Genomic DNA, 17,851 nt, shown 5'->3' with positions numbered 1-17,851 from the left:
GAAAGGGAACTCCGTTATGGCGGGGCATAGGAAGAGCCGTCGCCAAAAAAACAGAGATAACCCTCTGTGCGGTGTGACTCCCACCTTCTCCACGGTCATCGGGACCCGAAGAAGCTGGTTGGCGAGGCATGAGCCCAACGGTGAGAAGCCGAATAGGACTCTAGCAAGGGCTGCGAGGCGCTCGCAACGAGGTCGATCTCGCCGCGGGCGGGGTCAGTCGGGCAGTGCGGGCAGCCCGAGTTGCCGGAGACAGCCCAGGTCGTCGCGCCATTCGCGATGGTGCCGGATGCGGCCGTCGACCACCTCGCACAGGTGCAGCTGCTCGGCCGCGAACCGGCGTCCGGTGGGCGGGAGTCCGACGAGGTCGCCGGTGTGCCGGCCGCTCATCACCAGGTACGCCGTGACGTACCCGCCGCCCTCGCGGTACTCGATCTCCTCCAGATGCAATTCGGAGAACGCGTTCCGTACCCAGTGGACGGAGTCGGTGAAGCTTTCCGGGCCTCGTTTGTCCGAGCGTTCCAGTGTCGCCGGGTTGAGATATTGCGGATGAATGTATTCGGCCGCGTCTTCGGTCTTTCCCGTCTGGAATGCCTGGACCATACGGCGGACCACATCTATCGCGTCGCTCATCTCTCTCTCCCTTTCCGCCTTCGGGACGCTTTTCGTGGCGCCCATCCTGACCCCGCACAACGCACACCACAAGACCTCCCCGGGCCATGCGCGGTAATTCCGAGAGCCCGACTCGAGAAAGTCTCGACCCACGCTCCACCGGCAACCGCTTGTCTCTGAGGAAAGCCGATGATGCGGAGGAAAGAATGGATTCGACTGCCTACAAGTCCGGGGTGACGAACGCCTTCAAGAACGCCGCCGATTCCTACGACCGCGGCGGGGTCGGCCTCTTCACCCCGATGGGCCGCCGTCTGGTCGAACTCGCCGCACCGCGGCCGGGCGAGCGGGTGCTCGACGTCGGCTGCGGCCGGGGCGCCGCCCTGTTCCCGGCCGCCCGTGCCGTCGGGGCCACGGGGCGGGCCGTCGGCATCGACATCGCCGACACCATGATCGAGGCCGCCCGCGAAGAGGCCGCGCGGAGCGGCGCCGACAACGTGGAGTTGCTGGTCATGGACGCCGAGCGGCCGACCTTCGCGCGCCGTTCGTTCGATCTCGCCCTCGGCAGTTACAGCATCCTGTTCCTGCCCGACGCGCCTGCCGCGCTGGCGCGTTACCCGCGCATCATGGCCGCCGGGGGGCAGGCTCGCCTTCACCTGCCCGGTCTTCGACTCGGACAGCTTCCCGTTCCTGCCGCCGGTGTTCACCGCGATGATTCCCGAGTCCGTGCCCGCGGCGCTGCCGGCCGACTGGCAGCCGAGCGAGCTGCGCCGGCGCTACAACGGCTGACTGTCGGGCCTCGACCTGCTCCGTGCGACGCTCGGCGAGGCCGGGTTCACCGACGTGACCGTGCGGGACCAGCCGGTTCCCATGACCGCCGAGTCGTCGGCCGCGTGGGTCGACTGGTCGCACACGCAGGGCATGCGGCTGCTGTGGGAGCGCCTGCCGGAGCCGGTCGCCGAGGAGCTGCGCGCTTCGCTGATCGCAGGGCTGTCGGAACTGAGCGGCCCCGACGGCTCGTTGGTGATCGCCACTCCGGTGCGGTTCGTCACCGCCCGCGTCGGCTCCTGACGGGGCGCTTGCGCGGTGAGGACGCGGGCGGGCGTCATGTCCGTCCGCATCCGCTTGCTCAGCGGCCGGGATGCGGTCCTGCTTTGGGGTATGCGCGACAGCGGACGCCGGGGAGCGCGTCCGCTGTCGGGTTCCGTGTGCCGGTCAGGCGAGCTTGGCGAAGAGTGCCTTGCGGAGCGGGGGTACGGCTGAGGCGGTCCGGAGCACCGTCTTGAACAGCAGGCGCTGTGTCGTGCTCTCGGACACGAACATCCGGGCGGCCCGCAGCGACTCGGAGACCGCGCGGAAGCCGTCCCGCCGCATCGCGTCCTCGTACCGGCCCACGGCCAGCCGTGGGTCGGCGCTGCCGGTGAGTTCGCGGGCGAGGAGCGCGGCGTCGTTGAGCGCCATGTTCGCGCCGACGCCGCGCAGTGGCGTCATGCTGTGGATGGCGTCGCCGAGCAGGGTCACATGGGTCGCCGGCCAGGGGGCGGGGGGAAACTTCACCTCTGAGGTGGTGGCGGCTTCGTCCTGGGCGAAGCCGCCGACCTCATCGTACGGAAGTCGAAGAACGCACCGGGTATCGGCGGCCGCAACGCCGTCACCATCCCTCGCCGCGTCGGGGCACCGACGGCGATACGCCGGAAGCCAGCCGAGGCATCGCGGTCGTCAGCACCTCCCGTCCCTCGTTGCTTGCTGGCGCTGCACGAGCCAGAACAGGCGACTGGATGCCACGCCCCTGCCATTGCGCCCTCTCAGACCCTCTGCCGCGACGTGAGATCCCAGTCGCACACGGCGGGTTCCCGGTGATGCTGGAGGGGGACAGGCAGCGGGGGCCGGAGACCAGCACTGGCCTCCGGCCCCTGTGGCGATTTCGCCCAGATTCTCCCAGCTCGGCCAGATGGGAAGCTGGGAAACCGATGGGAAATCGATCATGCAGATCGCTGCAACGTGCTGCACGAAGATGCGACGAACTACCCGAACACGCATGCTGCGCCGCAGGTCACGTCACGTTCGGCCCGGAGACGAGGCGACCGTCCTTGTCATAGGGCCAGGCGTTGGCGATGCATCCGTGCAGACCCTTGATCTGCTGCATCATCACGGGGGCCGGTCGCCCGGGACCCGCGCAGGTCATATGTGTGTGGCCCAGGAAGTGCCCCATCTCGTGGTTGATGATCAGCGCCCGGTAGTCATGAATCGGGCCGTCGAACGTGGGCGAGCCCTCGACCCAGCGTTTGAGGTTGACCACCACCCCGTCGGGGACCTCGCAGTTGTATTCGCCCTCGGTGTCCTGGTGGATGCCCGCCCAGCACAGGGCGTCCGCCGTTCCCGGTGTCGCGATCTTCACCGTGAGGTCGTGGGGCGCTCCCGCGCCCACCAACTGGAAGGAGTAGGCCTGGTTGCGGGTCCAGCCCCGGGGAGCGGCAAGTATGTCGGCGATCTCGTTCGCCGCTTGGGTCGGCGAGATCTCGAGCCCGGCCTCGACCTCCACCACGTAGCGGAGCAGGCGCGACCCGTGACCGACCTTCGCGCCGCCGGCGTCCGCGGTGACGAACGAGCCGGTGCCCCTCGAAGGGATGTCGTTCTCGGCAGGGGGCCGAGTGGTCGTCGGAGTGGGCGTCGGGGCGGGCGCGGGGGTGACGCGCAGCGTGCTCCGCGGGCGCGGTGCACCGCTCGACGCGTCACTTCGCCCACCGTCCAGGAGGTACGGCGCCGAGCCGAGCAGGCCGACGGCCAGCAGCGCGCCGATCAGATAGCTCCGCGACCGGCGGGGCGGAGCGCTCCGGCGGCGGGAGGCCCGGCGCGGAGCGACCCGGCGGTGGGAGGACCGGTGCTGACGGCCACCACGGTGGGAGGCCGGGGCGCTGCCGGTGGGTGCTGCGGATTCCCGCTCTCGTGCCGAATGCATGGCAGCTCAGACTGGTCGCTTCAGATGATCACCATGAGCTCGGATGATGACGAAATGGCAACGGTGGTTTGCCGGTGACTCTCGCAGCCCGGGACCGGACCGCCACCGCCCCGGCCTGTTGTGATCATTCGGTAACAGCACGCGCGAGGGGCCCTCTCCGGGACGGTCACCTCATCCGATCGGCCTACACTTGCGAAGTGCCACGAGTCCTGATTGTCGAAGATGACCCAGATGTCCGTAAGGCCGTCCAGTTGGCGCTACGACATCAGGGGCATGAGGTATTCGCCGCCGGAACCGGTGAAGAGGGATTGGAACAGCTCCGCTCCTTCCAGCCCGACGTCATCGTGCTCGACCTCATGCTGCCCGGCATGTCCGGCCTCGACGTGTGCCGGCGGATAAGGGGTCGCGACCAGGTGCCGATCATCATGGTGACGGCCAGGGGGGACGACATCGACGTGGTCGTGGGGCTGGAGGCCGGCGCGGACGACTACGTGGTCAAGCCCGTGCAGGCCCGGGTGCTCGACGCGCGCATACGGGCCGTGCTGCGCAGACAGGACGCGTCAGTATCGGACGGCCTCCGGCCCCGGCCGGAGTCGCACGGTGAGCTGGTCATCGACCGGGCGGGACTCGCGGTGACACACCGCGGCGAACCCGTCGCGCTCGCCCCCTCCGAGCTTCGGCTGCTGCTGACCCTGTCGGCTTCACCCGGCCAGGTGTTCAGCCGCCAGCAGCTGCTGGAAGCGGTCTGGGAGCACAGCTACCACGGCGACATACGGCTCGTGGACGCCTGTGTGAAGCGATTGCGCGGCAAGCTCGGTGAGGGCCGGGATCCCCGGTACGTGCAGACTGCACGCGGCTTCGGTTACCGCTTCGGCATCTCGTGAACGACCGCAGAACCGTGCGGGCACGAAAGGCCGTACGCGGACGCGAGGCCGCCGCGGCCGGGCAGGTCGCCGGACCGGGGCGGTTCCTCGGGGCGGTCCTGGCCCGAGTCCCGCTTCCGCTGCGGGGGCTGCGCCCCCGTCTGGTGGCGGCCTTCGTCCTGGTGACCATGGCCAGCGCCCTGGGCACCGGAGCACTGGCTTTCCGGGAGGCGCGCACGGGGGTACTGCAGCAGAGCCAGGACTCCGTCATCAGGCAGTTCCGGACGAGCGTCGACGCCGTGGCCGCCCACACCTCCGCCACACCGGACCAGTCGGAGCTGCAGTCGGCGGTGGACCAGGTGCTCGGCGCCAACCAGTCACAAGGGTGGCGGGTCATGGCCACGTACGGCGGCCTTCGCGCCCACGCGCCGAGCGCCGGCTTCGACAGGCTGAGCCCCGAACTGCGCCGGTCCGTGCAGACCAAGCGCGCCGCGGTGTTCCAGCGGATCGACGCCGACGGGCATCCCTGTCTCGTCGTCGGAATGCCGGTCACGTACACCGCCGTCGAGGGCGGGGAGTCCAGGCTCTCGGGGATGGTGATGTACCTGGTGGTGTCGCAGAACACCGAAGAAGCCTATGTGCGAGCGATGATCAGCGGCATCGAGCGCGCCACCCTGGTGGCACTGTGCCTCGCCGTCGTCCTGGCCCTGCTGGCGGCGAGCGCCGTGCTCCGCCCCGTACGGGCGCTGCGCCGGGCGACGCGCCGGATGGCCGAGGGGCACCTCGACGTCCGGCTGGCCGTCAACGGTTCCGACGAACTGGCCGACCTCTCACGATCCTTCAACGAGACGGCGGCCGCCCTGGAGCAGTCGGTCGCGGAGTTGCGCCGCCTGGAGGCCCAGGCGCGCCGCTTTGTGGCGGACGTCTCCCATGAACTGCGCACGCCGCTGGCGGCGATGTCGGCGGTCACCGACATGCTGGACGAGAGGACACGGCACCTGGACCAGGAGACCGGCGACGCGCTGCGGTTCCTCAGCGAGGGAACCAACCGGCTCAGCGGGCTGGTGAACGACCTGATGGAGATCTCCCGTTTCGACGCGGGCGCGGTCGAACTCAACCTGGACGAGATCGACTTGGCCGAGTCGGCACAACGCACCCTCGCCTCTCGCGGGTGGCAGGGCCGGGTGGAAACCCGTTTGCCCCGACCGGGCGTGCTCAGAACACGCGTGGATCCGGTCCGAATCGACGTGGTGATGGCCAATATGGTCGGCAACGCGCTGCGGCACGGGGCACCGCCGGTACGGCTGACCATCGGCGTGAGGGAGGAGCAAGCAGATGTGGCGTGGGCCGTCATCGAGGTGACCGACAACGGACCGGGGATTGCCGAGGAAGCCATGCCGCACATCTTCGAGCGCTTCTACAAGGCGAGCACATCAAGGACCAGAAGTGAGAGCAGCGGGCTGGGCCTGGCCATCACGGCCGAGAATGTGCACCTGCACGGAGGACGCATCCGTGCGGCGAACCTGCCGGAGGGCGGCGCGGTATTGACGGTCGAGCTCCCCCTGCACCGCGACTCCGCAGCCGCCGAATACGACGCCGCCGCGGGCGCCCGGTGAAGGGCTCGCGCGCAGGGGCGCTGCTGGCCGGGCTCACGGCCGCGCTCACCCTGGCGGCGTGCGGAGTCCCCCCGTCCGGCGTCATCGAGGCCGGCGAACCGGCGAGCGGCATGCTCCCTCCCAGCCCGAAGCCCCCGGCACCCGCCGCCGTCTCCCTCTACTTCCTGCACAACGGAGAGCTGAGGCCCTATCTGCGCAGTATCGGCGACCCCGGGGACTTCGGGGCCGTCGTGCGCCTTCTGTTCGCCGGACCGACCACGAGCGAGGCCACGACGGCCACCACGGAGCTGCCCCGCCTGACGGACACGCTGGAGGTGGCGATCGGTGGCGACGACGCCCTCCTCGTCCACCTCCCCAAAGATGTCCCTCCCCTCAGCCACCCGGCCATGCTGCAGTTGGCGTGCACGGTGGCCCACATGGCTCCGCTGCTTGCCGTGGCGCCCGCGGACGGGAATCGGGACGGAGCCTCCACCACTCCTCCCGACACCGCGCAACCCTCCCCCGCACACTCGAACGTCCGTGTAATCGGGGACGGTTGGACGATCACGCAGTCGGCCGACTCGTGCCCCGGCTCTCTCCAGCCGTAGAAGCAAGCCCAGGCACGGCCCAACGAGCCACATCGGCCCGCGTACGGGCGGGGCGGCGGTCGGCGGCTGCCGCCCCCCAGTGCCGCGCTCCTCGCACGTCCGAACGGTCACGGGCTCATGGCCGTCATGCTCAGTCGGCTCGATGGGAGCCCGCTCAGGACCATCGGTCCGGTGCTGACGGACCTCGAAATCTCTACGACAAGGCCGCCGCTGCCCACACGGCCGAATCCACCTGGCCACCATCGGCAGGTGTTCCGTCCGCGCTGTCGGCTTGCGCCCCGTAGCGCATCTTGATCGGGTCAACAGGCGTCTCGGGGCCTGGAAATGGATCCCCAACCGGTCCCCAACCGGTCCCCAAAAATGATCAATGGGTCGTTTCGGATTGCTCCGAAACGACCCATTGATCTGCGACTTCGAAAAGTCGGGACGACAGGATTTGAACCTGCGACCCCTTGACCCCCAGTCAAGGGGTTCACTTATTGGCGGCAGTCGAGGCGCCAGTCCATCGACGTGCTTGTTACCCAACTGCATTTCAAGCATCGGGTGTTGATGCTGGCCACGCAACGGCAGCTCGCCGACCGGGCCATCGAAGCCCGAGGCGCGAGTGGTTGCGGGGCCGCCCCCAAGGGGACGGGGCGGCCCCGCGCGGCCGATACGGTGCCTCACCCAGCCGGCACCGCATCGCCGTCGGAATCCGCGGCAGCCGTCGCGCGCAGCGGTTCGAGCGCCACCGACCAGGCGACGACCTCGTCCAGCATCGTGTTCATCGCCGCTTCCTGCCGCTCCCCGGGCCGGAACACGCCCGCCGAGGTCGGGTCCGTCATGTCGCAGCCGGTGTAGTCGAAGTCGTCGAACACCGACAGGACGACCTGGTTGCGCACGCCGGCGACCCTCACCTCGGCCAGCGTCAGCCGCAGATGCTCGACGGCACGAGTGCCGCCGTCCACGCCGTAGCTGACGAACCCGGCCGCCTTGTCGTTCCACTCGGCGAACAGGTGGTCGATCGCATTCTTCAGGGCCGCGGTCATGGAGTGGTTGTACTCGGGCGTCACGAAGACGAATCCGTCGAACGAACCGATGGCGGCGGCCCACCGCCGCGTGGCCTCGTTGCGGTACTGGCCGAACATCGCGGGCACGGGCTCGTCCAGCAGCGGCAGCTCGTAGTCCGCCAGGTCGACCAGTTCGAAGGTCACCTCGCCCCACCACCGCCGCGGGATGCCGCGCGGCGACCTCGGTTGCCCACCGGGCGACGGTCTCCCCGCGCCGGCCGGGGCGAGTGCTCCCGAGTATGACGGCAATCCTGGTCATCTGTTCCGCTCCTTGTGTGTCCTGTGCGTGCGGGCCCGGTGGCGGGCACGTCGTTCAGCCGGCCCGCGAGATGGCGCCCGGTCACCGAGGTCCGGCGCTCCACGAGGTCCCTGGGCAGCCCGGAGAACACAACGTCACCGCCGGCCGCTCCGGCACCCGGCCCCATGTCGATCAATCAGTCGGCCTGGGCGATGACGTCCAGGTCGTGCTCCACCACGACCACGGTGCTGCCCTTCGCCACGAGCTGGTCCAGCAGGCCGAGCAGGCGCCCCACGTCCTGGCGGTGCAGCCCCGCCGTCGGCTCGTCGACCACGTAGAAGTCGGAGGGCGAGGCCAACTCAACGGCCAGCTTGAGCCGTTGCCGTTCTCCTCCGGACAGCGTGGACAGCGGCTGCCCGAGTGCGAGATAGCCGAGCCCGGCCCCCTCAAGGCTCGCCAGCACCGCCCTGATCGGCCGTTCCGTGAAGAACTGGCACGCCTCGGCCACCGACAGGGCGAGGACATCGGCGATGCTGCGACCGCGGAGCCGGTGGGCGAGCACCTCGCTGCGGAACCGGGAGCCGTCGCACTCCTCGCAGGTGGACTCCAAGGTGTCGCCCCGGCCCAGCTCCGTCACAGTGACCCCGAGACCGCTGCAGGCCGGGCAGGCACCCGCCGAGTTCGACGAGAACAGCGCGGCACTCACCCCGGTGCCCGAGCGACGCGGAGTGCTGTGGGACGGGGCGTACGCACCCGTCCCACAGCACTCCGCGGGGTGTAGCCGGACGGACAGCGCGGCGTGGACCGCGTGGCCGTCCTTCGGTTGATCGCCTCTAGGTATGGGTCCGGCCGGCGTTGATCTCGGCGTCCGGTGCCGCGGCGGCAGCGTTGCCCTCTCCCCACTGCTGGGCGCCCTGCTTGGGCCGGGGGATGAGGAAGGTCGCCAGCATGCCGAGGGCGAGCAGCGCGGCACAGGTGTAGCCGTTGATCTGGATCGCGTGGGACATGGCGTCGCGGGCGGCGTCGGCGGCGGACGCCGTCTGCGGGTTGTCGCCCAGCCCGGAGATCATCGCGCCGGCGCTGTCGGAGACCGCCGAGGACAGCTGGTCGGCGCCGGCCTCGGGTGTTCCCTGCTTGACGAGCCGGTCCGACAGGTCGGAGGCCAATGCTGTGAAGAACGTCGAGGTCAGGATCGCAATACCGACTGCGGAGCCGAGCTGGCGCGCGGCGCTCTGGATTCCGGAGCCCTGGCCGGCCTGCCGCGGCGGCACGTCCGCCAGGACCACGTTGGTGACCTGGGCGGTGGCGAAGCCGACCCCCATGCCGTACAGGAACAGGGCGATGGCGATGACCCACCACTGGGAGTCGCTGCTGGCCAGCAGGCCGAACATCAGCAGGCCGACGGCCTCCAGGATCAGGCCGATCCGGACCAGGCCGACCGGCCCGGTCTTCTCGGCCATGCCGAAGCTCGCGCCGCTCGCGAAGAAGCTGCCGACCGCGACGACGAAGACCAGCAGCCCGGTCTGGACCGGGGAGTAGTCCAGGGCGTACTGGAGCCACAGCGGCAGCACGGCGAGCATGCCGAACTCGGCCAGGGCGATGATGAGTGTCGCGATGTTGCCCGTGCTGAAGGACTTGATGCCGAACAGCGAGGTGTCCATCAGCGGCGCGGTGCCGTTGCCCCGGGTGAGCCGCACCTGGAGGAACAGGAAGAGGGCGAGACACACCACCGCGACGACCAGGGCGACCGGGATGACCGACAGGCCCGTGCCGCCCCCGAAGGGACCGAAGTCCTTGCGCGGTTCCCACCACCCGTAGTTGCGTCCCTCGATCAGCGCGAACGCGAGAAGTCCGAGGCCCAGCACCGACAGCACCGCGCCGGCGGCGTCGATCCGTCCCGGCTGGCGAGGGGAGGGCTGGAGGAACTTCATGACGCCGACGAGGATCAGCGCGACGACCGCGATGTTGATGCCGAAGGCCCACCGCCAGGAGTAGTCGGCGAGCCAGCCGCCCAGCAACGGTCCGACCGCGGCGGCCGCCCCGATCGTCGATCCCCAGATGGCGAACGCCTTGCCGCGGTCCGGGCCCCGGAATGTCAGATTGAGCAGCGCCAGCGACGTCGGCATGATGATCGCGCCACCGACACCCTGCGCGAACCGGCTGGCGATCAGCAGCTCCCCGGTGGGCGACACCGCCGCGGCGATGCTGGCCAGCCCGAAGACCACGGTCCCGACCATGAACAGCCTGCGCGCTCCCAGGATGTCCGAGAAGCGGCCCATCACCAGCAGCAGGGCGGCCAAGATGATCGCGTAGGACTCCTGGATCCACTGAGCGCCGAAAGCCGAGATCTCCAGGTCGTCGATGATCGGCGGCATCACCACATTGACGATGGTGAAGTCCACGACCACCAGCGAGACACCGAGGGAAATGGCGACCAGGCCCAACCAGGCGTCCCGGTTGGTGGGTGAGGACCGAGCCGGATTCTCGGACACAGTGTTCCTCCGTTCTGTTCGATGGGGGTGCACCCGGTTCGGTCACCGAGGGCGAGGTACTGCGGGTGCCGGGGAGGCGTCCGGCCTCCGAGCCAAGGGCACCCTGCCGGAAGAAGAGGACGTATTCTGACCTCTACTGACACCAATCCGGAGGGCAATCCGTGATCGCCAACCGAACGCTGGAGCTGCTCAGCCTGCTTCAGGCCCAGAAGGAGTGGACCGGCGACGGTCTGGCCGAGCGGCTGGGGGTATCCCCGCGGACGGTCCGGCGCGACATCAACCGACTGCGCGAACTGGGCTATCCCGTCACGGCACGCAAAGGCCCCTCCGGCTTCTACCGGCTGTCCCGCGGAGCGCGGCTGCCCCCGCTGATAGTCGACGACGAGCAGGCCATCGCCATCGCGCTGGCCCTGCAGACGGCTCCGGCCTCGGTGACCGGCATGGGGGACGCCACGAAGCGGGCGCTGAACTCCATCAAGGAGCTCCTGCCTCCCCACCTGGCCCGCAGGCTGGCGACCTTCTCGATCGAGCTGATTGAGAACGCCTGGGAGCTGGCCCCGCCCCAGGTCGATCCCGCGCTGCTGGCGCAGCTGAGCGCCGCCGCGCAGCAGCGCGAGCTGGTGCGGTTCGCCTACCGGTCCATCGACCGCGACCCGGTGGAGGACGACGAGGTCCTGGCCGAACCCCATCGGCTCGTCGTCTGGTCCGGGCGCTGGTATCTGGTGGCGTACGACCAGCGCAGGAACTCCTGGCACACCTATCGGCTCGACCGCATCGGGCAACTGACCTCCACAGCCTGGCGGTTCGGTCCTCGGGAAGTGCCGGAGGCGGACATCACCCACTTCGTCCAGAGCCAGCCCGACCGGGGGGACACCGCGGACACCTGGCCGTGCTGGGGCACCGTCCTGATGGAGTGCCCCGCGACGCTGGTGGCGAAGTGGGCTCCGGGCGCGGCGAGCTTCGAAGCGATCGACGAGCGGATCACCCGGATCCGGATGGGGGCGTGGTCCTGGTCGGCGCTCATCGGCTTCCTCGTCACCTTCAACTGCCGTTTCACCGTCGAAGGCCCGCCCGAACTCGCCGAAGCGGCCCGCCAGGTGATCGGCCGCCTCGACGTCGGGGTGCCCCTGCCCGACGAGCGCGCGCCGGAGCCGGTCAGTTCAGTCCGAGCCGGTACCTGAGATCGGAACGGACGGCCCGAATTCCTTCCTCGATGTTCAGGAACGGGGACGACGCCAGATCCGTCCACACCCGTGAGGTGACCGAGAGATCGACGTTCGGACCCGCCGCCACGGGCTCGTGCGCGACGGGCACCGGCCGGTCGAAGAGACGCTCGGCCACCTCCAGGGCTGAGACCAGAGCTACGTCGGAAGCTGGCTTACCTCCGCACCTCGTCGATGCGGCACCATCCTCTGCTCGCAGGCCAGCTCCCTTGTGCCAGAACTCTCCTGTCGGTGCTCCGCCGCCTCCGTGCTTGTGATCGTCTTCCGGTTCTCACGCTCGAGCTGTCTCACCGATGGTCACTGTGTGTAGACGATCGCGGGTCACAGGTGGGCCTGATCCAAGCCTACGGAGGCGTCCGGAAGGCCCCGGGCGATGCCTCTGGCTCGAGGTTACGGAATCGGCTGACGTCTTGACAGATTCGAAGGCGGTCGCTCAACTGCCCGAAAACATGGCCGGATTGCGTCGCAGAGTGTCGAAAAACCGTTGATTGCGATGTGATAACCGTCACTCTGGGTAGTCAATTTCAAGACCGAAAACGCGCATTGAGGGGCTTCGGGGTCACTTGGTCCCCCACTGGTCCCCAACCGCATGCGAAAGAGTGTCCGTCGAATCTGACGCCACGTCACGCAAAAAGCCGATGGCCTGGGATTTCTCCCGGCCAACGGCCTTTCCGACTCACGTCGGGACGACAGGATTTGAACCTGCGACCCCTTGACCCCCAGTCAAGTGCGCTACCAAGCTGCGCCACGTCCCGATGCGATTCCCCCCGGTGTTCCCGGGCGGCTGCGCAGGACAAACATTACCTCACTCCGCGGACCGGATCGACGCCCGTGCCTGGTGGGCGCGGTTTGCCAGGGATTCGGCTCCGCATGCCGTGGCCAGTTTGTGGGCCCTGGCCAGTTCGCGCGTGGAGCGAATGGCGATGCCGTAGTCGACGAGGGCCAGGGCGTGTTCGTACGCGGACGGGGACGCCTCCAGATGGCGGACCGACTCGGCCAGCAGATGCGTGGCGTCCTCGGGGCCGGCGAAGAGGGCGAGGCAGCGCAGGGCCTCACCGATCGCGGTGTCCGTGCCGAAGCGTTCGGCGTGGCTCCGGGCCGTGGTGGCGAGTTGGGCAGCACGGACCGGGTCCTCGTCGGCCAGGGCACGGGCGAGATCGCCTGCCCAGGGCGCCCATACGCCGTTGTACCTGCCGCGGGGTTCAAGGGCCTGACCGGCCGTTTCGAGTTCCTTGGCCGCTTCCTTCGTACGGCCTTCGGCCAGCAGCAGTCGACCCCGTACGCACGGGGCGTCGGGCAGCACCATCGCGCTGGGATAGGGCGAGCCGAAGTCGTAGCGGTCGGCGATCTGGCGGGCCTCGGTGACACGGCCGCGGGCGACCAGGGTGTCGATGAGGAGACAGGCCGCGTCCCAGTGGACGGGCAGCCCGCTGCCGACGCGGTCGGCGAGGCGCAGTCCTTCACGGAGGAAGCCCTCGGCCTCGGCGAGCCGGCCGCGACGGCGGTGGACCAGCCCGAGCAGGGTGTGGGCGAACGCGAGGTGCGCACCGCTCCAGCCGGAGATCTCGAAGGCGCGGACGGCCTCGCCGAACAGTTCCTCGGCCCGGTCGAGCTGGTCCGTGAAGGCGTAGGTGATGCCGACGAGGGTCGGGAGTTCGAAGCCCCACTCCGTATCGGTCCAGCCGAGTCCGCGTGCGGGATGACCGTCGACCAGAGCGCGTTCGCAGAGATCGACGATGAGCTGGGAGTTCTCGCCGCGCATCATGGCGTCGAAGGCGCGGATGGTGAGCAGCGCGCGCTCGGCGTTGTCGCGGCCGGTCAGATGGTCGGCGTTCCGGGCGAGCCGGCCGGAGCGGGCGGGTCCGTCGTCCTCGGACGCCTGCATTCCCTCCCAGAGGAAGTGGGCGGCCTGGAGCCGCATCAGGCCGGGTCCCGGGGCGGTGCGTGCGGCCTCGGCGGCGAGGGCGCGTGCCGCTTCCTTCAGCTGGTTGTTGTGGGAATGGGCGGCCGCGAGCCGGTAGGTGGCGTCGACGCGCTGGTCGTCGGAGAGGCCCGGCATCTCAAGGGCGTCACGCAGGTGCTGGACGGTGGTGGCGGGCGAGCCGAGCAACGTGGCGCAGCCCAGTTCGTACAGCAGGGTGGCCTTCACGCGTGGGCTCGGTGGTTCCGCCAGGGCGCGTTCGAGGCAGCGGCGGGCGGCCTCCGGGGCGCCGACCGCGAGGTGCTGCCTGGCGGCTTCGCGGAGCTGCCCGACGAGTTCCTGGTCGTTGTCCGGGTGCACTTCGAGGAGGTGGCGGGAGGCCGCCGCCGGGCCGAGTCCCGCGCGGGTGATCGCCCACGCCGCCCGGCCGTGGAAGGCCGTGCGGGTGGCCGGCGGGATGGAGCGGTAGACCGCGGTGGCGATCAGCGGGTGGACGAACTCCAGCGGGTCGAAGCCGGTGACGATACGGGCTTCACGCAGCCGTGCCGTGCAGTCGGCGGCCTCGGCGGGACTCATTCCGGCGAGGGTGGCGGCGAGATCCTGCGAGATGTCCGTACCGAGGACCGCCGCGGCCCAGGCGAACCGGGTGGCGTTGGTGCCGAGCCGTTCGAGCCGGGCGACGAGTCCGCTGCCGCGGGCCGATGCGCCGAGTTCGCGCAGCAGCCCGGCCGACTCCTCCAGCGGCACCAGTTCGCGGTCCTGGACCTTGGCGACGAGTTCGACCGCCTCGTAGGGGTTGCCTCCGGTGACGGCCCACACCTCGCGGCAGAAAGGATCGTCGGCGTGTTCGCCGAGGGCCGCGCGGGCCAGTTCCGCGGTGGCGTCCGGGGTGAGGGCGCGCAGCGCCACCCGGACCTGGGCGGGATGGGCGCTGCCCGGTCCGCTCTCCTTCTGCCGCGCTGCCAGTTCTTCCGGCCGGTGGGCCTGGACGACCAGGACGGGCAGTTCGCCGAGGCGGGCGGTGAACGAGGCGAGCCAGGCGAGGGATTCGCCGTCCGCCCAGTGCGCGTCGTCGATGACGAGCAGAAGCGGACGGTGGCTCAGCCGGGACGCGAGCCGGGAGACGACGAAGTCGAGGCCGTCCCGGACGCCCTGCGGATCCGGCTGCGGACCGCTCGGTTCCGCGAGTCCGAGTGCGGGCGCGGCAATCTCGTACCAGGGCCCGAACAGGGATCGCACCTCGTCGGGCGGGAACTGGTCGAGGGCGGGCTGCAGCAGTTGGCGTACGACATGGAACGGCACGGACGTGACCGTTTCGCCGCCGCGTGCGGACCAGACTGTGCAGCAGTCAGCGGCCATCGCCCTGATCTCGGCGAGCAACGCCGTCTTGCCGATGCCCGCCTCGCCGCTGAAGATCAGCAGCCCGCCGGCCGCCTGGGCGCCGCACAGGGCGTCGACGGCTTGTGCGGCGGCGGCGAGTTCCGGTTCGCGCTCGTACAGCGGCCGGGACTGCTTCATCCCTACCCTCCCCAAAGTGGTGCGGACGACAGTCGACATTAGTCGTGCGCGGGGTCCACGGACAGTGGTTCGGCCAGTTCGTCGCAGGTGCGGGGCACAATCGGAGGGTGGACGAGACTCGCAGGGACCGCGATGCGGAGGGCCGGGCGCGCAACGCGCGCCCCCGTGACGGGCTGGGCCGCCCGCTCCCGTACGGCGCGCCGGGAGTGGAGCGGCAGCCGGAGGGAGTGGTCCGTACCCCCGCGGAGACCTTGCGGGAGGCGCAACGGCTGCTGGACGCGGGGATGCCGTTCCATGCGCACGAGGTGTTCGAGGACGCGTGGAAGTCGGGACCGGTGGCGGAACGGGAGTTGTGGCGCGGGCTCGCGCAACTGGCCGTCGGGCTGACGCACGCGGCCCGGGGCAATGCCACGGGCGGGGCCAGGCTGTTGCGGCGCGGCGCGGCGGCGCTCGCGGAGTTCAAAGCCGACCGGCCCCATGGGATCGACGTCGACGGACTGATCGGCTGGGCCGGGGAACTGGCGACGCGGGTGGAGCGGCCCGAGGCCCGCAGCAAAGGCTCGGCCGGCGGACAGGTGCCGGACGACCGCCCCGTCGACGCCGTCGCCGAGGCGCCCCGTCTGCGGTCCCGGGACCGGTAGGACCGGTCCGGTGGATCGGGTTCGCGACCGTACCGCGGGTCCACCGGACCGGTCCCGACCCCGGCGCCCGGTGCGGTGGGGCGTGGGGCAGACTCGGTGCGGTGAGAAAGATCTATGTCATCGGCATCGGCGCGGGCGATCCCGACCATCTGACCCTGCAGGCCGTCAAGGCGCTGAACCGGGCGGACGCGTTCTTCATCCTCGACAAGGGCGAGGAGAAGTCCGACCTGACCGGGCTGCGGCGGGACATCCTCGACGTGCATGTGGAGAACACCGCGTACCGGCTCGTCGAGGCGCGGGATCCGGAGCGGGACCGCAGGACGCCGGACTACTCACCCGCGGTGGACGACTGGCGTCGGCGGCGTGCGGATCTGTACGAGCGGTTCATCGCGGAGGATCTCGGCGAGAACGAGTGCGGGGCATTCCTGGTGTGGGGCGATCCCGCCCTGTACGACTCCACGCTCGGCATCCTCGAAGAGATCCTCGACCGGGGTTCGGTCGCGTTCGACCACGAGGTGGTCCCGGGGATCAGCAGCGTCTCGGCGCTGCTGGCCCGGCACCGGACGGGGCTGAACCGGGTGGCGCGTCCGGTGCAGATCACGACGGGCCGGCGGCTGGCCGAGGGGTGGCCCGAGGAGGTCGACGACGTGGTCGTGATGCTCGACGCGCGGCAGGCGTTCACCCGCCATCTCGACCAGGATCTCCATATCTACTGGGGCGCGTACGTGGGAACCGAGGACGAGATCCTGGTCTCCGGGCGCCTCGCCGAGGTGTCGGACCGGATCGAGGAGTTGCGGGCCGAGGCGCGCGCCCGCAAGGGCTGGATCATGGATACCTATCTGCTGCGTCGCGGCTGAACCGGCCTTTCACGCACAGCACTCGGAGCACCGACGCCACATCGTGCACGACGGTCACGCCGTCGGGCGGTGGCGGGCGGCGGACCACGACCACGGGCAGACCGAGGTTCCTGGCCGCGGTGAGTTTCGCCGCGGTGGCGGGGCCGCCGCTGTCCTTGGTGACGAGAACGTCGATGGCGTGGTCGCGCAGCAGCGCCGTCTCCCCTTCGACGGTGTACGGACCGCGGTCGAGGAGCACGTCCGTGTGGCGGGGCAGCGGCGGCTCGGGGTGCTCCACGGACCGTACGAGGAAATGGAGCGCGTCCGCGCCGGGGGATGCGGCGAAGACGGCCAGGCCCAGGCGGCCGGTGGTGAGGAAGATCCGGCGGCCCAGGGCGGGCAGTCGTTCGGCGGCGTGGGCGAGGTCGTCGGCCGGGTGCCAGCGGTCGCCGGGGCCCGCCGTCCAGCCGGGACGGCGCAGCGCGAACAGCGGTGTGCCGGTGGCCTTCGCGGCCTCGGCGGCGTTGGCACTGATGGTGCCGGCGAACGGGTGGGTGGCGTCGACGACGGTGTCCACGCCGTGGGTACGCAGCCAGTCCGCGAGGCCCTCGGGGCCGCCGAAGCCGCCGATGCGCACGGCACCGGCGGGCATCCGGGGCCGGGCAACCCGGCCGGCCAGGGAGGTGGTGACGCGCGTCGTCGCGGCGCCGGGCCCGGTCAGCTCGGCGGCGAGCTGCCGGGCTTCGGCCGTGCCGCCGAGAAGGAGAATGTGGCCGGGCATGCACCGAACCTACGTCACTTTCGCCGCCCGGCGTCCGGAGCGGTGAACAGGGCCGCCCGCAGCCACTACGATCCGGCGTCATGAGCACTTCTGACCAGGACCAGGCCGTGGAGCTTCCGATAGCGGCCTCCGGAGCGGCTTCCGAGGCCGTTCCCGAGAAGGCTTCCGGGGCTGCTCCGGAGACCGGAGGCGATGCCGGAGCCTCTCCGGAGACCGCTTCCGGACCCGATGCGCAGACGGCACCCGAGGCGGACGACCGGCGGCTGACGCCACGTCAGGCGAGACGGCTGCGCATCGTTCTCTCGTCGGTCGGTATGGCGGCGATGGCGGTCGTTCTCGCCCTGCGGATCGCCAGCCGGTCGTCCGTGCTGGTCGTCGGGGTGTACGGGCTCGCGCTGATCCTGTGCGGGATCGTGATCGAGCTCAGCAGGAACGGCCGTACCCGGCTGGGCAGTTGGCTGCTGGGTCTCGGCCTGCTGGCGGCGGTCGGATCCGACTGGCTGCTGATTCCCTGACGTACG

At 70.2% G+C, this 17,851-nt stretch carries 16 protein-coding genes, 1 tRNA gene and 2 pseudogenes; 9 read left to right on the top strand and 10 right to left on the bottom strand.

The genetic code is table 11. From position 1 onward, the window contains the following. Positions 1–213: 213 nt before the first annotated feature. On the bottom strand, positions 214–630 hold the full coding sequence (locus ACF08M_RS06065; RefSeq protein WP_392184040.1) for a SnoaL/DnrD family polyketide biosynthesis methyl ester cyclase: 417 nt from the start codon (positions 628–630) through the stop codon (positions 214–216). A gap of 86 nt (positions 631–716) precedes the next feature. On the opposite strand from ACF08M_RS06065, the pseudogene ACF08M_RS06060 reads away from it, so the two are divergent. Together ACF08M_RS06060 and ACF08M_RS06055 are read left to right on the top strand one after the other, a co-directional pair. Then, positions 717–1,214 (top strand): annotated as a pseudogene (locus ACF08M_RS06060) (class I SAM-dependent methyltransferase); the annotation flags it as partial. Positions 1,215–1,455: 241 nt separating this feature from the next. Continuing rightward, positions 1,456–1,677: a hypothetical protein gene (locus ACF08M_RS06055; RefSeq protein WP_392184492.1), complete on the top strand. Its 222-nt coding sequence runs from the start codon at positions 1,456–1,458 to the stop codon at positions 1,675–1,677. Positions 1,678–1,821: 144 nt separating this feature from the next. Here ACF08M_RS06055 and ACF08M_RS06050 read toward each other — a convergent pair whose 3' ends face one another. Together ACF08M_RS06050 and ACF08M_RS06045 are read right to left on the bottom strand one after the other, a co-directional pair. Then, positions 1,822–2,163 (bottom strand): FAD-dependent oxidoreductase, encoded by a 342-nt coding sequence (locus ACF08M_RS06050; protein WP_392184039.1) that lies wholly within the window; start codon positions 2,161–2,163, stop codon positions 1,822–1,824. A 496-nt stretch (positions 2,164–2,659) separates the two neighbouring features. Beyond that, positions 2,660–3,565 carry a DUF3152 domain-containing protein gene (locus ACF08M_RS06045; protein WP_392184038.1) on the bottom strand — a complete coding sequence of 302 codons (906 nt, stop codon included), beginning with the start codon at positions 3,563–3,565 and terminating at the stop codon, positions 2,660–2,662. Between the two features lie 197 nt (positions 3,566–3,762). On the opposite strand from ACF08M_RS06045, the gene ACF08M_RS06040 reads away from it, so the two are divergent. The 3 genes from ACF08M_RS06040 (at position 3,763) to ACF08M_RS06030 (ending at position 6,631) form a co-directional block, all read left to right on the top strand. Then, positions 3,763–4,449: a response regulator gene (locus ACF08M_RS06040; protein ID WP_392184037.1), complete on the top strand. Its 687-nt coding sequence runs from the start codon at positions 3,763–3,765 to the stop codon at positions 4,447–4,449. A 167-nt stretch (positions 4,450–4,616) separates the two neighbouring features. Next, positions 4,617–6,044 (top strand): sensor histidine kinase, encoded by a 1,428-nt coding sequence (locus ACF08M_RS06035; RefSeq protein ID WP_392184467.1) that lies wholly within the window; start codon positions 4,617–4,619, stop codon positions 6,042–6,044. Further along, complete coding sequence (locus ACF08M_RS06030; protein ID WP_392184036.1) at positions 6,041–6,631, top strand: hypothetical protein; 591 nt, start codon at positions 6,041–6,043, stop codon at positions 6,629–6,631. The genes ACF08M_RS06035 and ACF08M_RS06030 overlap by 4 nt, the downstream gene beginning before the upstream one ends. Before the next feature lie 662 nt (positions 6,632–7,293). On the opposite strand, the pseudogene ACF08M_RS06025 reads toward ACF08M_RS06030, so the two are convergent. The 3 genes and pseudogenes from ACF08M_RS06025 to ACF08M_RS06015 form a co-directional block, all read right to left on the bottom strand. Then, positions 7,294–7,939: pseudogene (locus tag ACF08M_RS06025) on the bottom strand (NADPH-dependent FMN reductase). Between the two features lie 175 nt (positions 7,940–8,114). Then, positions 8,115–8,624, bottom strand: coding sequence for an ATP-binding cassette domain-containing protein (locus ACF08M_RS06020; RefSeq protein WP_392184035.1), 510 nt, complete (start codon positions 8,622–8,624; stop codon positions 8,115–8,117). Positions 8,625–8,751: 127 nt separating this feature from the next. Then, on the bottom strand, positions 8,752–10,410 hold the full coding sequence (locus tag ACF08M_RS06015) for an MFS transporter (protein WP_392184034.1): 1,659 nt from the start codon (positions 10,408–10,410) through the stop codon (positions 8,752–8,754). A 161-nt stretch (positions 10,411–10,571) separates the two neighbouring features. Between ACF08M_RS06015 and ACF08M_RS06010 the strand changes: the two genes are divergently transcribed. Then, the gene (locus ACF08M_RS06010) at positions 10,572–11,591 is read left to right on the top strand and encodes a helix-turn-helix transcriptional regulator (protein ID WP_392184033.1); all 1,020 of its coding nucleotides are present in this window, start codon (positions 10,572–10,574) and stop codon (positions 11,589–11,591) included. Here ACF08M_RS06010 and ACF08M_RS06005 read toward each other — a convergent pair. The 3 genes from ACF08M_RS06005 to ACF08M_RS05995 all read right to left on the bottom strand — a co-directional run bounded on the left by ACF08M_RS06005 (position 11,566) and on the right by ACF08M_RS05995 (position 15,072). After that, positions 11,566–11,751, bottom strand: a complete 186-nt coding sequence (locus ACF08M_RS06005) for a hypothetical protein (RefSeq protein ID WP_392184032.1) — start codon at positions 11,749–11,751, stop codon at positions 11,566–11,568. The two genes, ACF08M_RS06010 and ACF08M_RS06005, sit on opposite strands and share 26 nt — an antisense overlap. Positions 11,752–12,314: 563 nt before the next feature. Beyond that, positions 12,315–12,388: transfer RNA gene (locus ACF08M_RS06000), tRNA-Pro, on the bottom strand. Between the two features lie 50 nt (positions 12,389–12,438). Beyond that, positions 12,439–15,072 (bottom strand): ATP-binding protein, encoded by a 2,634-nt coding sequence (locus ACF08M_RS05995; protein WP_392184031.1) that lies wholly within the window; start codon positions 15,070–15,072, stop codon positions 12,439–12,441. Positions 15,073–15,179: 107 nt separating this feature from the next. Here ACF08M_RS05995 and ACF08M_RS05990 point away from each other — a divergent pair, with 107 nt between their 5' ends. After that, positions 15,180–15,713: a DUF309 domain-containing protein gene (locus ACF08M_RS05990; protein WP_392184030.1), complete on the top strand. Its 534-nt coding sequence runs from the start codon at positions 15,180–15,182 to the stop codon at positions 15,711–15,713. Positions 15,714–15,814: 101 nt separating this feature from the next. Continuing rightward, positions 15,815–16,570, top strand: coding sequence for a precorrin-6A synthase (deacetylating) (cobF, locus tag ACF08M_RS05985; protein WP_392184029.1), 756 nt, complete (start codon positions 15,815–15,817; stop codon positions 16,568–16,570). Here cobF and ACF08M_RS05980 read toward each other — a convergent pair. Then, entirely contained in the window at positions 16,539–17,330 is a 792-nt protein-coding gene (locus tag ACF08M_RS05980; RefSeq protein ID WP_392184028.1) for a cobalt-precorrin-6A reductase, read from the bottom strand. The two genes, cobF and ACF08M_RS05980, sit on opposite strands and share 32 nt — an antisense overlap. Positions 17,331–17,410: 80 nt before the next feature. On the opposite strand from ACF08M_RS05980, the gene ACF08M_RS05975 reads away from it, so the two are divergent. Next, entirely contained in the window at positions 17,411–17,845 is a 435-nt protein-coding gene (locus ACF08M_RS05975; protein ID WP_392184027.1) for a hypothetical protein, read from the top strand. Positions 17,846–17,851: the final 6 nt, after the last annotated feature.

Origin of the sequence: Streptomyces sp. NPDC015032, assembly GCF_043080425.1 — a bacterium.
GTDB lineage: Bacteria > Actinomycetota > Actinomycetes > Streptomycetales > Streptomycetaceae > Streptomyces.
This window is presented reverse-complemented; position numbering and strand designations above follow the sequence as displayed.